Source organism: Bacteroides sp. AF20-13LB (genome assembly GCF_003603065.1).
Taxonomy (GTDB): Bacteria; Bacteroidota; Bacteroidia; order Bacteroidales; family Bacteroidaceae; genus Bacteroides; species Bacteroides uniformis.
Genome location: NZ_QTMH01000013.1, coordinates 38,134 through 53,135, shown reverse-complemented (window position 1 = coordinate 53,135; position 15,002 = coordinate 38,134). Strand labels below are relative to the sequence as shown.

Below are 15,002 nucleotides of genomic sequence, written 5' to 3'. Positions count from 1 at the left end.
TTAATCGACCTTGATGTCCTTATTGACATTTTTGCAGCCTACCAAACCGTAGAACAACAGATAGCCAAGGGCTGCGATGATAACCCAGTAACTCGGCATGAAACCTGCAATGTCGGCCACCAAACCTTGGATAACGGGCAAGATGCCGCCGCCGCATACCAATACCATGAACAGACCGGAAGCCGCTGCCAGATATTTACCCAATCCTTCTACGGCCAGATTAAAGATACCACCCCACATGATGGAAGTACACAGACCTACCAGTACCAGATACATTGCGTTGATAGGTACTTCTGCAAATCCGAAAGAGAGACCTCCCGTAGCACTTTGTTGGAGTACCGGCAGATTGACAAGCGAACCGGTAGATGAGAAGATGGCAAGGAATACCAAAAGTAAGCCTAATGCGGAAGTAAAGGTAAGCATTGCCTTACTGGAGATTTTTGCACCCAATGAAGCGCCGGCCAGACGTCCAATCAGCATGAGGAACCAATATGTACCTACAACAAAACCGGAAATGGTGGAAGAAATGCCTGCTCCTCCCTTTTCAATCGGATCGGTCAAAAACAAGTTCAGAGTACCCGGTACACCAACTTCGACACCTACATATACAAAGATTGCTATAGCTCCCAAAATGAAGTGGCGGAATTTTAAAGCGCCTGACATCAACTTACCGATAGGTTCTGTTGAAGTTGCAGCATTGGGTTCCGGTATGGGCACAATCAAAAGAACGAAGAACGCGATGGCAAATACAGCCATTGCTGTGTACATTACAGGGAATATCTGAGAGATAGTAGCTTTTTCAATGGAACCGGCAATCAGGATACCTACGAACATCGGAGTAATGGTGGCCATTACGGAGTTGAAAGAACCACCCACTTGGATAAGCTGGTTTCCTTTGTTACCTTCGCCGCCGAGCTTGTTCAGCATCGGGTTGACTACCGTATTAAGCAAACACATGGAGAAACCGGCGATGAAAGCGCCAATCAAATATACGGCAAAAGCCATATCAGGGCTTGAATGACCTGATAAATATTGGATACCTACACCGATAAAGCCTACAGCTACTGCTATCAATGCCGTTTTTTTATACCCTACCCGTTGTAGTAAGATGCCGCTTGGTATTCCCATCACTGCATATGCAATAAAGTTACCAAAGTTACCCAACATCCCTAAAGCGTTGGATACTGAAAACTGATTTTTCAGTACGATTCCCATAGGGGCAGCAAGGTTGGTAACAAATGAAATCATACCAAAAAGGAAGATCATCGTGATAATTGCGATGAGTTTACCATTCTGTTTTTGTTGTGTCATGGTTTTGTAAAATTAATAAGTTTATAAATTGGATTAGTTTTTTCATTCTTGTACACCAAACTTGTAGATTGTCACTTGCTGGTACTCATCACCCGGTAGCAATACTGCCGACGGAAAATGGGACTTGTTGGGCGTATCGGGAAAACACTGGGCCTCAAAGCAGACTGCACTTCTTGCAGGGAAAGTGGCTCCATGGGCACCTTCAAAGCCCCCGAGCCAGTTTCCAGTGTAGAGCTGGACGCCATTTTCAGTGGTATATACTTCCATAGTTCGCCCGCTGTTGGGCTCTATGCAGGTGGCTGCAAGGCTCAGCTCTCCACTTTCAGTCTTGTTCAGTACATAGCAATGGTCATATCCTGCGCCATTCACAATTTGTGTATGTTTCTCATCAATTCGTTCGCCAAGAGTATGGGGAGTACGGAAATCCATAGGAGTACCTTCTACCTTCAATATCTCTCCGGTAGGAATGGATACTTCATCGATGGGTACATAAAAATCTGCATTGATGGTAACGATATTGTTTAAGACTGTAGGAGAGGGATTGGCTATACCGGCAAGATTGAAGAAACCGTGATTGGTCAGATTGACGATGGTGGCTTTATCGGTAGTAGCCCGGTATTCGATGACCAGAGCATTGGTCTCATCCTCCAGGCGATAAGTCATTTCTACTTCGAGATTTCCGGGGAAGCCCTCTTCGCCGTCGGCGGATGTGTAGTTGAAGATGACTGTTGATTGCTCTGGCTGGACGGCATCCCATACACGGGTATGGAAGCCAGTCGGACCACCGTGCAATGAATTGGGACCGTTGTTGATTGCCAATTGGTGCTCTTCGCCGTATAAAGTAAACTTTCCTTTGGCTATCCGGTTGCCGTAGCGTCCGATGGTAGTGTTTAGAAAAGGTTCCGGACTGTTGATTACATGTTCAATATTGTCGTGTCCTAATACAACATTGGCATATTTGCCATTTTTGTCGGGTACCATGATGGAAAGTATTGCACAGCCGTAATTAGTAACTGCAACTTCCATTCCCTGGGCATTCTTCAGGATAAACAAATCTGTCTTTTTGTTATTTATATCCTTTTGAAAGTCTTTTTGGTTCAAACCGGACAAATTACTTTCTGTTGGAGTAGTGTTTATCATATCCATGGTATTAATTAAATTTCTTGCAAATAAAAAGAAATTCTTTTGTTCCCCCAAGTAATTGGAAGGAAATGTGGAGAACATTTTAGGAAAGTTTAGCGTTTAACAAATGGAATACAAATTGATATTTTTTGTATGTTTGCCCCCGGAATCTAAAAAAATCACATCATTAACAGAAAGTTCTAATAAAAACAACGAATGTATCCTCTAAAATTTGAGCCTATTCTGAAGCAGACGCTTTGGGGAGGCGACAAGATTATTCCATTCAAACATTTGAATGATACCCTTGCCAATGTAGGCGAGAGTTGGGAAGTGTCGGCAGTAGAAGGCAGTGAGTCTATAGTGGCCAATGGTGCAGACAAAGGATTGACGCTGCCGGATATGGTCAGAAAATATAAGGAAGACCTGGTAGGAGAAGCCAACTATGCACGTTTCGGAAATAAGTTTCCTTTATTGATAAAGTTTATTGATGCCAAGTTGGACTTGTCGATTCAGGTACACCCGGGTGACGAGTTGGCTAAGAAACGTCATAACAGTTTTGGTAAAAATGAAATGTGGTATGTTATTGCTGCTGACCAGGGTGCCAAGCTGATTTCCGGTTTTGCAGAGCAGATTACTCCGAAAGAATATAAGGAACGAGTGTATAATGGTACGTTTGCGGATGTTCTGCAGACTTGCGCCATTAAACCGGGCGATGTGTTTTATGTGCCTGCAGGTCGGGTACATGGAATCGGTGCGGGAGCTTTTGTAGCAGAAATACAGCAAACGTCGGATATCACTTACCGTATTTTTGATTACAATCGTAAGGATAAGGATGGTAAATCAAGAGAACTGCATACAAGCCAGGCCATTGATGCCATTAATTTTGCAGATGTGCAGGACGATTTTCGTACGGAGTACGAGCAGGTGCAGAATGAACCGGTAGAAATGGTGGCAAGCCCGTATTTCACGACTTCCATCTATGATATGACGGAAGAAATCACTTGTGACTATTCTGAACTGGATTCTTTTGTTATCTTTATTTGTGTGGAGGGTTCTTGCCGTATTATTGATAATGAGAAGAATGAAGTTTCCGTACAAGCGGGCGAAACAATCCTGCTGCCAGCTGCAACCCAAGAAGTGACGATTGTGCCTGAAGGAGCAGTGAAGTTGCTTGAGACGTACGTATAAAAGTGCTCAGACTATATCGGATAAAAAAGAGGGGATGACTGTTATGGCCATCCCCTCTTTTTTTATCCGATATTCTATCTCTTTCTTCCAAATATTTTTCTGAATTTCTTCATTACCTTTACCCCCAATACTATACCGTCAAAAACAGCCATACCCGTGTTGAATGCTCTCATCATGGCATTTGCCTTGTTGGTAGCTGGTTCCAGCGGAGCAAAAATTTCTTGTGTAAGCCCAGTCATGATTTCTTTCTGGAGTCGTATTTCTTGTAGCAGCATGGCTTTTTTCTGGGCGATGCTTTCTAAAGTGACGGGAGTCGTATTGGTCGTATTATCCATGAATATTTCGAATTAATTGTCTAAGAATAATTCTGCGATAAGTTTTACTGTCGGATCAATAATGAGCTTTTTGCGGAATAGGACAAGCAGAACGATGAGTAGGATATGGAAGCACGTGATAAGTGCAAAACTCATCATTAGCCCGCCTACCAGCGGAGCTAAGATATAGACCAGCGTAAACGACAGATGAAACAGAACCACTACGCCGAGTATGACGACCAATAGCACCAATAAAAGTGTAGAAAGCAGTTTGGATAGTTTTTCGGTGACTTCCAGTTTGGTATATTCTTTTTGCAGCTCCAGGTATTTCTTGAATTCAATGAAGAGCTGCTGCATATTTTCTATACTTTTGTCGTCTGCAAACATAGTGGTTCTGTTTTTTACCTTATTCCGTTACCTCACCTTTGATTTCCGCAGCAATTTCATCTACCAAGTCTTCCATTTCGCTTCGGTTCAGACGAATCCCTTTCTTACGGAGAATTTCTGCGATTTTGTTACGGGTGTCTTCTCCTTTTTCAGGAGCAAATAAGATACCGAGGGCTGCACCTACTGCGGCGCCACCCAGGAAAGCTGCTAAAACATTTAATCCTTTCATAATGATATTCCTTTCTTTTTTGAGGTTCGTACGACAAAACTAACAAATTTTTTTGAAACTTTGTTCGGAATATCAGTTTTTTTATGATTGTCTTTATCTTCCAACTCCTTTTGGGGTGTTGTTTTGCGAGGTTTGCTTTTTTCTTCTCCAAAAGTCTCCATTCGTACGGCTCCCGCGATAGATTTTGTTTTCCTTGGTTTTGGCCTTGATTTCTTCAGTCTTGATTTCCTGGGCTTTTAAACCATCGGCGGTGACAAAAGGGTGTTCTTTTATTACTGGGATACTTTTCCCTATCAATTTTTGGATATCTTTCAGGTAAGGCAGTTCTTCCGATTCGCAAAAGGAGAGGGCAATACCGTCGTGGCCGGCACGTCCGGTTCGTCCGATACGGTGCACGTATGTTTCCGGAATGTTGGGCAACTCATAGTTGATGACGTGTGATAGTTGGTCCACGTCGATACCTCGTGCTGCAATATCGGTTGCTATCAGTACACGCAGTTCATGGTTCTTAAAGCCGGTCAGTGCTCGCTGTCGGGCATTCTGCGACTTGTTTCCATGTATGGCTTCGGCTCTTATTCCGGACTTACTAAGGGTACGTGCAAGTTTGTCTGCTCCATATTTAGTTCTGGTGAAGATAAGTACGGACTTGATAGCCGGATTCTTCAGCAGATGAATCAGTAAGTCTTTTTTCTCTTTTTTCTCAACAAAATAGACTGATTGGGAGATTGTGTCAACCGTAGACGATGCAGGGGTGACTTCCACTTTCTCGGGGTGCGTCAGCATGGAGTTTGCCAAGGTCTCTATTTCCGGAGGCATTGTGGCCGAAAAGAAGAGGGTCTGTCGTTTTGCGGGCAATAACTTTAATATGCGCCGGATATCATGTATGAATCCCATGTCCAGCATCCGGTCCGCTTCGTCCAATACGAAGAACTCGAGCGCTTTTAGGTTAATGAAACCTTGGTTGACCAGGTCTTGCAGTCGTCCGGGAGTTGCAACCAGTATTTGTACTCCACGTTTCAGTTCATCTGTCTGTGGCTTTTGTCCTACACCGCCGAAGATGACGGCATGTCTCAATCCGGTATACTTACCATATGCACTGAAGCATTCTCCTATCTGTATGGCCAACTCGCGGGTCGGCGTCAGAATGAGTGCTTTGATACTTTTGCGGTTATCCGTTTTATACAACTTTTGCAAGATAGGGATGGAAAATGCGGCGGTTTTGCCTGTTCCGGTTTGAGCACATCCTAATAAGTCTTTTCCTTGAAGTAATATAGGGATCGATTTTTCCTGGATTGGGGTAGGGGTGGAATACCCCTCTTCTTGAAGAGCCTTCAATATAGGTTCTATCAAATTCAAATTTTCAAATGTCATGTAATCAATTAAGTGAGCCTCATGCTCTGTTTGTATTTGGCAAATATACGTCAAGTCTTCCGGGAAATCTCTTTTTATGGAGGGGTTTAATTATATTTAACTAAGGATGCTGAGGTATAATCGCATGTTATGGTGTACTTTTGCTCCATATTTAGATAGTGGCATGGAAAAATGATGAAATTGCATTTAAAATATCTTTGGATTGTATTGATGGCTTGTACTTTGACTGCTTGCATGAATGGTGGGGGTGACTTGGCCGGTAAGTGGCAGTTGCGTCAGTACCAATATGCCGACGGTACATCAGAGAAGGTGGACAGTGTATTTTATAATTTTCAAAAAGGAAGTTTTTCTGCCATATGTTTGTTGAAAGATGGAGGGTTGACTACGTTTTTTGGAAATTATTCTTTGAAAGGTGCTGAAATTTCCATTATTTTGTTGCCTGAAAGCGTTAACGATAAAAATTATGATACTTATTTCGGGTGGCCGGAAGGAAAATGTACCTTTAAAGTAGAAGATTTGTCCTACTCTTCATTGCGTTTGGAATATGGGGGCACGAAATTTATTTTTCGAAAATTTTGAGATAAAGAATAAGAATAGACGATTTTACTAATAAAAACAATAGAAAAGATGAAAAAATTAGCCGTATTGGGAATGGGAGTATGCATAGCTCTGGCATTCTCTTCTTGTAAATCAAGTGAAAGTGCTTATAAGAAAGCATATGAAAAGGCAAAACAGCAGGAATTGGCTGAGCCGCAAACAACTGCCCCTGCTGAAGAGGTGGCTCCAGTGGTTACCGCTCCAGTAGAAGTAAAGGTGGTGGAAAGTGCACCTGCCGGCATGCGTCAGGAAAAGGTGACTGTGGTATCAGGTGGTACCAGCTTGAAAACCTTTAGTGTAGTTTGCGGAGCTTATAGCGTGAAAGCTAATGCGGAAGGTGTGAAGCAGGCATTGGTGAATGAAGGCTATACTGCAATGGTGGTTTACAATGCAGAAAGAAACCTGTATCGTGTAGTTATCGGTACATTCGATGACAGAGCATCCGCCGAGAATCTGCGCGACTCTTTCAAAGCTAAACATCCTTCGAATGATGACTTCCAGAAGGCATGGTTGCTGTATAGCGTCAATTAATAGAATTCTTTTTGGTAATTCATAACAGAAAGGAATGTATGTTTCCTTTCAAGATGAGGCAGTAACTGCGAAGTTACTGCCTTTTTCATGATATGCCGAAAGAATGTGAAGGCTGGCGCTGTCGCGTGTTTGGTTTGGCAAAACAAAGTGTTTCCTTTAACAGAACAGTTTGTTTCATTAAAGAGAACACTTTGTTTCTCTTAACAAAAGAGTGTAGTTCGTTTTAATCTTTTATAAATCAGCGATTAAAAGTGTTTTTATAAAGATGCAAGTAACGATATAGTAGTGGAAGTCCAGCTACACATTGCATTGCTCTGCATAATTTCAAATATCTCTCTACGACAAAGATAGTCAATGTTGTTAATAGTTACAAGTTAATCAAAACTTATTTTAGTTTGTAATTGGTTGTTTAATGCTTCAAGAATAAGCCTTATAGCGATAAATTAACAACTAATAATGTCTAAATACTTATTCTCATCTCTTCCCAAAAGTATATAGTAATTACGTAAATACCACATAAGGATTCATGCAAGTTATTTTCCAAAGTTTATCATCTTCGTCATAATCAAAGTAAATTCCATTAATATTACTGACTTTAGAAAAGTCAATATCTGATTCACCTATTTCATTTATAACACTAAAATTCGGACTAACTAAATATTGCTTATCATTAATTATTCTTGCCATTAACCTTTTTGTTCTTTTATGTACTTTTCCATATCTGAAGTTAGGAACTTTTTTAATTTTTATAAATTTTCTCTTCGAAAATCTTACTAATAAATCGATCCATAATGCTGCATTTTCTGATACTTGGTTTTTATAGTAATCAGCATGGTCTATTAAATCTTGTTTATATGTTCTAATGCTTTTTTCCCAAAGATCATCATCATATAAGTTGGCAATTTCATAGGCAGAAATCCTTGAGCGAATTCCTGCTTGATAGATTTTAACTGATTTTATGTTAGGTAATCCTAATTCTACAAGAATAGCCAATTCTTCGATAGTATCCGCTTCTTCAATTAAATTCTGTTTCTTCATTTTCTTTGAAATACCATTGAGAACCCAAGGCATATTGAAAGAATAATGTTGAGTTACTATATTAACTGCATTTTCATGTTGAACGATATCTGACATGGATATTCCACTTAACCACTTTTTTCGTATCTCTTTTATATCAACACTATCTTCAAATTTTTCTTTATATATATTCACATCTCTAATGACGTCTTCTATATTTTCAAGAAGTGAAATGCGTTCTTCTAATGTTTTATCACTTACTATATAGCTTTGAACAATACTAATAATCTCGCTAAGCTTCTCATCTATTTGCAAATCTGAATTGATTGGAATACCAGAAGATACAATACTTTCCCAAATACTTTTTTCTATCCCTACCTTTTTTGTTATACCTTTAATTCTAGCCTTTATAAAATCGAGAACTTCATCGCCAGTAATATCTTCATAATATTGAGCTTGTATATAGGCTAAGGATTTAGTAAAATAACTATCAATCCATTCCAATGTGTTTCCTTCAAAATTATTCGAATTATGCAATGATAATAATCCGTCATCAATCAAATCAAGAAGATCATTAACTTCATCTAAAGACTCATCAATTTCATTAATACGATTTTCAGCAAGTAAATTAATTAAGTTATCAAATGCTATTCCGTTAAGTTGAGCCACTGTTTTAAGTGTCCTTATTAGTTCCAAACAACCACTCTCTGCTCTATCTATATTACTCTTATTAAGATATGCAGAAATCATTTTTCTTTCCCAATTTATTTTATTCTCGTCTTTTTTGGTTATATCATGAGCAACTAAAATTTTGCCTTCATGATCTACAAAAGCACGCCCCGCTCTACCAGCAATATTCCAAAAATCTCTTTTCGTAATAGGATTACCTGATTGATACAAAGTTGAGAAAATTACAGTAGAAACTCCAAGATTAACTCCTTGTCCTAATGTTGAAGTCGCTATAATAACTCTTGGCTTCTCACTTCTCATTAATCTTTCTAAGGGAATTCGCACATCTGAGATCAAATCTGCATTATGACAGAAAATTCCTTGTTTAGCAAACTTAACCCATTCCGTATCTTCACCATAAGATTCTATGCAAGCCAGTTTAAAGGCTCTCCAATTGGCCTTGTTTCTAAATCTAAACTTCTGTTCTTCAGGCTGAATACATTTTTCATACTCTCTTGCAATGGCAAAAACAGATTTCTTGATTCCAACGAATATTAAAACAGGACCAAACTTCCTTAGTTTATATGCAGTAGAAGCTATGGCTTGGTTCTTATTTTCAGGAAAGTAATGCATTATCCTTTCTTTAGGCTTCTTAGGCAACTTTTGTCGCATAATAAAATTAGGATTAAATGAATTTCTTTCTGCATCAGTGCTTTTCCAATTTAAATTCACAGAAACTCCATTCCATTCCATTATTCCGATTCTTTCATCAGAAGGTCGCCAATTCTCTTTGTAAACATTATCAGTAGAATCCGTTAGCCATTCAGATAGATCTTCTGCATTGGGTAAAACGGCAGATAATAACAAGAATCTTCCACCATTAGCTTTTACATGATACTTTAATTCCTCATAAAACATTTCATTAACTATGAGTCTTTTATCAGTTCCCAATAAATGTCCTTCATCTATAATTACAAGTTTGATACATGATAAAATATCCTCATTGCTTCTAAAGAGTGCTTTGGCCTTTTCTGGTGTTGCTACAATTACGGATGATTCGTCTATAATTCTTTCATCAAGCTTACTAAATAAACTTCCACCATATAGATGTGAGACTGAAACATCAAGATTGCTAAAAATCTCATCAAACGAATTTTCTATTTCGTAAGCTAGTGATCTATAAGGGGCTATAAAAAGAATTTTCGCTTTAGGTTCATTTAATAGACAGTTTAAAATCGCAATTTCACCAATTCTTGTTTTTCCACTACTTGTAGGAATGCTAACAATACTCCCCTGCTTATTATTCAAAACCTTTGGTAAAGAGTTTCTTTGAGTAAGAAACAATTCTGTTATACTGCCATTTTTATAAACTAATGATTGTATATACTTTAACGGAAGTTTATCTTCCGTATTAAAATAATTTCCTAATACATACCATAATGAGGATTCTTTAAATCCATCTATAATGAGAAGTAATAATCGAATAACCCACCAAACATCAGGTTCACCTCTCATTGCGGCTACTTCTTGAAGATTTACAAGATCCTTTTTTGCAATTTCTAAAAAATCTTTGTTTCCTGTCTGATAAAATTGCACATAATAATTTAATGATTTTGCTATAATTATCTCATAAATTTTTGTAGCATTATCTTCTTCAAAATGTTCAGCCAGATATTCATCCCCATAACTGGAGTTTGTAATAAGTTTATCGATTTCACTTAATAACTGATCAAATTTTCTATTAAGAAATAGAGATACTAAACTTGAAATCATTGTATCACTCTCAAGTTTGCCTATAAGTATAAATGCCTTAGAGTATTGAAAACAAACGTAATAAGAAAGAGCGGAGATTAGACAAAATAGTTTCTTATTTTTTGTCTGAATATGAATAGAACCGTGTATATACTCAAGTATTAAAGCTCCTTTTTCTAGAGAATGAGATGCTTTTAGATAATTATGTTCACTAAAATAATTACATCCAATATTTAGATATTTGAAAGCTAAGATATTTAGCTGCTCATCTTTAATTGTATATCGAGGAAAATTTTCTTTAGATTCTTCCGTATTATATAGGATATATCTAGCGTTAGCTTGAGCTATTAAGTTTTGCAAAGTAGAATCTGATTCTAATTCTTGGTAGCTTTTTTCAACATGCTCTATATTCATAATAAATCAGGGTTAGATATTAGTTCTTCTGCTTTTTCAAATATGGATTTAATAAACTCTTCTGGCTGACCAATTCCAATAGAAATGAAAACCAAATTTGAATTATCACTATTCAAATGTTTTTCAACTGTTTCTGAAGTCTTGGTATTACTTAGTAACAAACCAACATAAATAAGGTCGCCTCTATCTTTTATATCTTGCACTATATAATCATCCAGCTTTCGAGCAAGTAATTCATCTGATTTTGCTATTTCTTCTACTAAGAAAGTGTACGATAAAGGCAAAGTATCTTTGTTTAAAGATTTGGTAATATCTTCAACTACATTCTTTTGAGGAGTAGTGCGAAATTTCGATTCTCCCAAATAAATTTTGATTTTCTCATTACCATTTTCTTCAAATAAATCAACCATCAAAGTGTCATCTCCTTTAATGGCTTGATCAACATTTGGATTATATTTCAATTTATATACCTTGATAAATTCTTTTTTTTGTGATGCTTGAATATAATCAGTAAGTAATATTTCCGTAGCATTACCTTTTTTCACCTTATCCGTAATAGGTAATTTTCTATGCTGCTCTGCATATTTAGCAAAGCCTAAACTTTTATATTTTTCTTTTAACCTAGATATTCTAAACTGAGTATAATGGTGATTAATTATTTTTTTTGCCATCCATTCTATTAACTCATCATCTACAGCTGTAATTTCAGTAAGTTCCCTGTGGCATTTCATATAGGAATCTGGCAAATCATTTGCAGCAAGCCATTTCCCATAAGGATGTGAATTATCTGGATGCTTCCCAATTAACAGTTCTTGTTTCGTCATAATTTTTAGTTTAAAACAAAGGAAAAATCATTTTACTGCTTTAAAACTGGCAGAAACAGTATTGTAGTAGCGCAATCCAGCTACATATTCTGTTGCTCTGTACAATTTCAAGTATTACTCTAACACAAATGTAATTAATGTTTTTGACGGTTACAAGTTAATCTGAATTTATTAGAAGGCTTGGTATTAATTGGAGGGTACTAAAAAACTTTTTATAGAAAATTACCCCTCTACTGATAGTTCTGAGAAGAGTAAAATCTGATTTTTGGGGTGCCCTTCATTATATTGTTTACCTATAAATATCTTTTTGAAAAGAATGGTAACTACTGCTATTTTTCTTTCTACCTTAAAGGAAGAAAAAAAGCATTCTGTAAATCGACATTGATACTAAGTAAGTTACAAAGAAAATATGGGGCTGGCGGTTACCGTCAGCCCTATTTTTTCATGCCCAATTTTGAAAACTTTGCAACCGAAGAAAGAAAAATAACCCATTGGAACAAAGGAATATTTTATGGAAGAGAACAGAAATGATATTGAGATACTCAAAGCAATGATAAAGGAAAACTTTGAGGAACAACGAAAACTGATTGCCAAGCTGGAAACGGCTCTGGAAGCAGTAACCAGTTTCAACGGCAAGCAAATGCTGGACAGCCGGGATATGCGCCTGATGCTGAAAGTATGCGACCGGACACTGATCCGCTGGCGTAATTCCGGCAAACTCCCATTTTTCAAACTCAGCGGCAAGATTTACTTCTGGGCTTCTGACGTATATAAATTCCTGAGAGAAGAATGTCTAAACGAAGATTTCATATCCGATTCTATTAACTCATAAATAAAAATTCACATGGAAAATCAAGCTAAAGTAATCGTCATAGAACGAAACAAATTCGCATCACTTGTCAAATCACACCGCAAATGTCTTCAGATGCTGAACATCCTGACCTACATCTACACAGTTAAGGAAGTAAGCCTGACCCTGACCTTGCAGGAAATCTGTGAAGTCCTGCACATGACTCCCGAGGAAGTGGAGATACAGCGACAGAAAGGATATATCCGCTTCACGACACAGAAAGGGATGACCGTCTATGAAATCACGGACCTGCTCCGATTGGAGAATATGCTGGAGATGGGGAGTGTCTATCGTAAGATCGACAAAAAAGTAATGAATCTCGAACCTCTAAATAATGAATAAACAATGAAAGAAGAAGAGCAAGACAAGAAACAGCGGAAGCGTCTGGTACACGCTTCTCTGTTTAGTGGATTCGGCGCCCCAGACCTGGCTGCCGAATGAATGGGATGGCAGAATGCCTTCCATTGTGAGATAGACGATTTTTGTAATACCATTTTAAATTACTGGTTTAAAGATGCAAAAAGTTATACAGATGTCGCAACGACAGATTTCAGAGAATGGAGAGGAAAAATCAATGTCCTTACAGGAGGTTTTCCTTGTCAACCATTCTCTGTCGCAGGCCAAAGAAAAGGAGCGGATGATAACCGTTACCTCTGGCCTCATATGCTCAGGGCCATACATGAGATCAGGCCCGATTGGGTCATTGGTGAGAACGTTGCTGGCATCCTCACGATGGTACAGCCCGGCCAGGAGACTGAAGTGGGAAGTCAGTCCACTCTATTCGGAGAGAGTGAGCCTGTATTTAAAAGACGGCAGCAATATGTTGTTGAAACCATTTGCCGTGATCTTGAACGTGAAGGATATTCCGTCCAGCCGGTACTTATACCGGCTTGTGCCGTCGGAGCTCCCCACCGCCGGGACCGGGTATGGTTTATTGCCCACCGTGACAGCCCAGGATTACAAGCGCAGGGGACCGAACAGCCGCCAGCAGGGATTGCCGGAGATGATCCATGAAATACTCCTTCCCACTCCATTGGCTACGGAGATACACCATCCGGAAAGGGTTCACAAATGGAAACAGGCCCATGCTCCATCCCTGCACAGCCAGCTCAAAGGGGAGAAGAAACCCAACGGATTGAGCGACTTTCTGGACTTTTACGGGATGCTGCTGCCCACCCCGGTAGCCAGCGATGCCGGTGTGGGTGCGGTAATGGGGAAAAACGACAAGATCATAGTGACACCGAAAGGAAAGGTGAGAAAGATCAATCAGAAAGGCCATGTCTGGAGTGTAGGGCTTGGGAGGATGGCGGAGCTTCTGCCCACTCCGACAGCGAGGGACTGGAAGGGCGCGGCAAGCCCGGAAAGTCTGGAGAAGAGAGGCCGGATACCGGAAAAGAACAGCCTGCCCGATTTCTTCGCCCGGACTGGAAAGAGTTTCCAGCTGAATCCCCTGTTTGTAGCCGAGATGATGGGCTTCCCCCCCGACTGGACGGTATCTCCTTTTCTCGGTGAAGACAGGCATCCATTAAAGGATACGGGAACGCTATCGTCCCCCAGGTAGTCTACGAGATATTTAAAGCAATAGAAGAAACCTATAAATTAAACAGTCATGAATAAAGTATCAATATTTGAACATCCTGAGTTCGGACGCATCCGGACACTGGAAATTGACGGGAAAATATGGTTCTGCGCCTCAGATGTTGCCGCCGCACTTGGCTACTCCAATCCGAGAGATGCCGTCGTAAGACATTGTAAACCAATGGGCGTCGTGGTTTACGACACCCCTACACGCAGTGCCGTCCAGAAAATCAAGTACATCAGCGAAGGGAACGTATACCGGCTGATTGCCGGTAGCAAGCTGCCTTCCGCTGAGAAATTCGAAAGCTGGATATTTGATGAACTGGTTCCCGAAACACTAAAGAACGGTGGCTATCTTCTTAAGAAGAATGGCGAAACGGATAATGAACTACTTGCGCGTGCCATATTGCTCGCACAGAACCGTATAAAAGAGCGAGACAGCCGTATTTCAGCATTGGAGAAGGAGAACAACTATGCTATCCTGAAACTCAAGCTACAGGCCCCAAAAGTTCAGTATTATGACAAAGTCCTCCAATCCCAAAGCACCTACACGACCACACAGATAGCGAAAGAATTGGGAATGACTGCCGGTATGCTGAACAAACGGCTTCGATGGGCAGGCATCCAGTTCCGTCAATCCGGTCAATGGCTGCTCAAAGCTCCTTATCAGAATCAAGGCTATACGGCAACCCGGACCCATGTATGGGAAAGCCGCACAGGAGAAACCGGCACGGCCATGTTGACCGTTTGGACGGAAAAGGGTCGGTTATTCATACATTATCTTTTTGAGGCTTATCTGGTATAGCCGGAATATAAGACTGGGATAAATAAAAAAGCTACTGAAACAA

Annotated in this window: 16 protein-coding genes; 8 read left to right on the top strand and 8 right to left on the bottom strand. The window is 39.6% G+C overall.

Translation table 11 applies throughout. The annotated features are described in order from the left end of the window. A complete protein-coding gene (locus tag DWX62_RS16440) occupies nt 1–1,311 on the bottom strand; it encodes a sugar MFS transporter (protein ID WP_005826573.1) in 1,311 nt (436 codons plus the stop codon). A gap of 42 nt (nt 1,312–1,353) precedes the next feature. Then, nucleotides 1,354–2,451, bottom strand: a complete 1,098-nt coding sequence (locus DWX62_RS16435) for an aldose epimerase family protein (protein WP_117688846.1) — start codon at nt 2,449–2,451, stop codon at nt 1,354–1,356. A gap of 198 nt (nt 2,452–2,649) precedes the next feature. On the opposite strand from DWX62_RS16435, the gene DWX62_RS16430 reads away from it, so the two are divergent. After that, nucleotides 2,650–3,621: a type I phosphomannose isomerase catalytic subunit gene (locus tag DWX62_RS16430; RefSeq protein WP_005836045.1), complete on the top strand. Its 972-nt coding sequence runs from the start codon at nt 2,650–2,652 to the stop codon at nt 3,619–3,621. 74 nt (nt 3,622–3,695) lie between these two features. Here DWX62_RS16430 and DWX62_RS16425 read toward each other — a convergent pair whose 3' ends face one another. The 4 genes from DWX62_RS16425 to DWX62_RS16410 form a co-directional block, all read right to left on the bottom strand. Beyond that, nucleotides 3,696–3,956, bottom strand: coding sequence for a hypothetical protein (locus DWX62_RS16425; RefSeq protein WP_005826570.1), 261 nt, complete (start codon nt 3,954–3,956; stop codon nt 3,696–3,698). 12 nt (nt 3,957–3,968) lie between these two features. Continuing rightward, complete coding sequence (locus DWX62_RS16420; protein WP_005826569.1) at nt 3,969–4,322, bottom strand: phage holin family protein; 354 nt, start codon at nt 4,320–4,322, stop codon at nt 3,969–3,971. Nucleotides 4,323–4,341: 19 nt separating this feature from the next. Continuing rightward, on the bottom strand, nt 4,342–4,551 hold the full coding sequence (locus DWX62_RS16415) for a YtxH domain-containing protein (protein WP_005826568.1): 210 nt from the start codon (nt 4,549–4,551) through the stop codon (nt 4,342–4,344). A gap of 93 nt (nt 4,552–4,644) precedes the next feature. After that, complete coding sequence (locus tag DWX62_RS16410) at nt 4,645–5,922, bottom strand: DEAD/DEAH box helicase (RefSeq protein WP_117878058.1); 1,278 nt, start codon at nt 5,920–5,922, stop codon at nt 4,645–4,647. 174 nt (nt 5,923–6,096) lie between these two features. Here DWX62_RS16410 and DWX62_RS16405 point away from each other — a divergent pair, with 174 nt between their 5' ends. Together DWX62_RS16405 and DWX62_RS16400 are read left to right on the top strand one after the other, a co-directional pair. Continuing rightward, on the top strand, nt 6,097–6,501 hold the full coding sequence (locus DWX62_RS16405; RefSeq protein WP_207806026.1) for a lipocalin-like domain-containing protein: 405 nt from the start codon (nt 6,097–6,099) through the stop codon (nt 6,499–6,501). 48 nt (nt 6,502–6,549) lie between these two features. Beyond that, a complete protein-coding gene (locus DWX62_RS16400) occupies nt 6,550–7,050 on the top strand; it encodes an SPOR domain-containing protein (RefSeq protein WP_005826564.1) in 501 nt (166 codons plus the stop codon). A 501-nt stretch (nt 7,051–7,551) separates the two neighbouring features. Here DWX62_RS16400 and DWX62_RS16395 read toward each other — a convergent pair. Beyond that, nucleotides 7,552–10,902, bottom strand: coding sequence for a DEAD/DEAH box helicase (locus DWX62_RS16395; RefSeq protein WP_005680081.1), 3,351 nt, complete (start codon nt 10,900–10,902; stop codon nt 7,552–7,554). Further along, nucleotides 10,899–11,726, bottom strand: a complete 828-nt coding sequence (locus DWX62_RS16390) for a Hachiman antiphage defense system protein HamA (RefSeq protein ID WP_008644752.1) — start codon at nt 11,724–11,726, stop codon at nt 10,899–10,901. The genes DWX62_RS16395 and DWX62_RS16390 overlap by 4 nt, the downstream gene beginning before the upstream one ends. A 511-nt stretch (nt 11,727–12,237) precedes the next feature. On the opposite strand from DWX62_RS16390, the gene DWX62_RS16380 reads away from it, so the two are divergent. The 5 genes from DWX62_RS16380 (at nt 12,238) to DWX62_RS16365 (ending at nt 14,959) form a co-directional block, all read left to right on the top strand. Then, the gene (locus DWX62_RS16380) at nt 12,238–12,558 is read left to right on the top strand and encodes a helix-turn-helix domain-containing protein (protein WP_005680083.1); all 321 of its coding nucleotides are present in this window, start codon (nt 12,238–12,240) and stop codon (nt 12,556–12,558) included. Between the two features lie 12 nt (nt 12,559–12,570). Next, a complete protein-coding gene (locus DWX62_RS16375) occupies nt 12,571–12,918 on the top strand; it encodes a hypothetical protein (protein ID WP_005680084.1) in 348 nt (115 codons plus the stop codon). A 99-nt stretch (nt 12,919–13,017) separates the two neighbouring features. Beyond that, on the top strand, nt 13,018–13,590 hold the full coding sequence (locus DWX62_RS22370; protein WP_225739788.1) for a DNA cytosine methyltransferase: 573 nt from the start codon (nt 13,018–13,020) through the stop codon (nt 13,588–13,590). Next, the gene (locus DWX62_RS22365; protein ID WP_227198328.1) at nt 13,520–14,137 is read left to right on the top strand and encodes a hypothetical protein; all 618 of its coding nucleotides are present in this window, start codon (nt 13,520–13,522) and stop codon (nt 14,135–14,137) included. The genes DWX62_RS22370 and DWX62_RS22365 overlap by 71 nt, the downstream gene beginning before the upstream one ends. A gap of 48 nt (nt 14,138–14,185) precedes the next feature. Then, the gene (locus DWX62_RS16365; protein WP_004308051.1) at nt 14,186–14,959 is read left to right on the top strand and encodes a phage antirepressor KilAC domain-containing protein; all 774 of its coding nucleotides are present in this window, start codon (nt 14,186–14,188) and stop codon (nt 14,957–14,959) included. The last annotated feature ends 43 nt before the right edge of the window (nt 14,960–15,002 follow it).

Coding starts and splice junctions, on each gene's coding strand:
- DWX62_RS16440 (WP_005826573.1), bottom strand. CDS start 1,311: ATGACACAACAAAAACAGAATGGTAAACTCATCGCAATTATCACGATG.
- DWX62_RS16435 (WP_117688846.1), bottom strand. CDS start 2,451: ATGATAAACACTACTCCAACAGAAAGTAATTTGTCCGGTTTGAACCAA.
- DWX62_RS16430 (WP_005836045.1), top strand. CDS start 2,650: ATGTATCCTCTAAAATTTGAGCCTATTCTGAAGCAGACGCTTTGGGGA.
- DWX62_RS16425 (WP_005826570.1), bottom strand. CDS start 3,956: ATGGATAATACGACCAATACGACTCCCGTCACTTTAGAAAGCATCGCC.
- DWX62_RS16420 (WP_005826569.1), bottom strand. CDS start 4,322: ATGTTTGCAGACGACAAAAGTATAGAAAATATGCAGCAGCTCTTCATT.
- DWX62_RS16415 (WP_005826568.1), bottom strand. CDS start 4,551: ATGAAAGGATTAAATGTTTTAGCAGCTTTCCTGGGTGGCGCCGCAGTA.
- DWX62_RS16410 (WP_117878058.1), bottom strand. CDS start 5,922: ATGACATTTGAAAATTTGAATTTGATAGAACCTATATTGAAGGCTCTT.
- DWX62_RS16405 (WP_207806026.1), top strand. CDS start 6,097: ATGAAATTGCATTTAAAATATCTTTGGATTGTATTGATGGCTTGTACT.
- DWX62_RS16400 (WP_005826564.1), top strand. CDS start 6,550: ATGAAAAAATTAGCCGTATTGGGAATGGGAGTATGCATAGCTCTGGCA.
- DWX62_RS16395 (WP_005680081.1), bottom strand. CDS start 10,902: ATGAATATAGAGCATGTTGAAAAAAGCTACCAAGAATTAGAATCAGAT.
- DWX62_RS16390 (WP_008644752.1), bottom strand. CDS start 11,726: ATGACGAAACAAGAACTGTTAATTGGGAAGCATCCAGATAATTCACAT.
- DWX62_RS16380 (WP_005680083.1), top strand. CDS start 12,238: ATGGAAGAGAACAGAAATGATATTGAGATACTCAAAGCAATGATAAAG.
- DWX62_RS16375 (WP_005680084.1), top strand. CDS start 12,571: ATGGAAAATCAAGCTAAAGTAATCGTCATAGAACGAAACAAATTCGCA.
- DWX62_RS22370 (WP_225739788.1), top strand. CDS start 13,018: ATGGGATGGCAGAATGCCTTCCATTGTGAGATAGACGATTTTTGTAAT.
- DWX62_RS16365 (WP_004308051.1), top strand. CDS start 14,186: ATGAATAAAGTATCAATATTTGAACATCCTGAGTTCGGACGCATCCGG.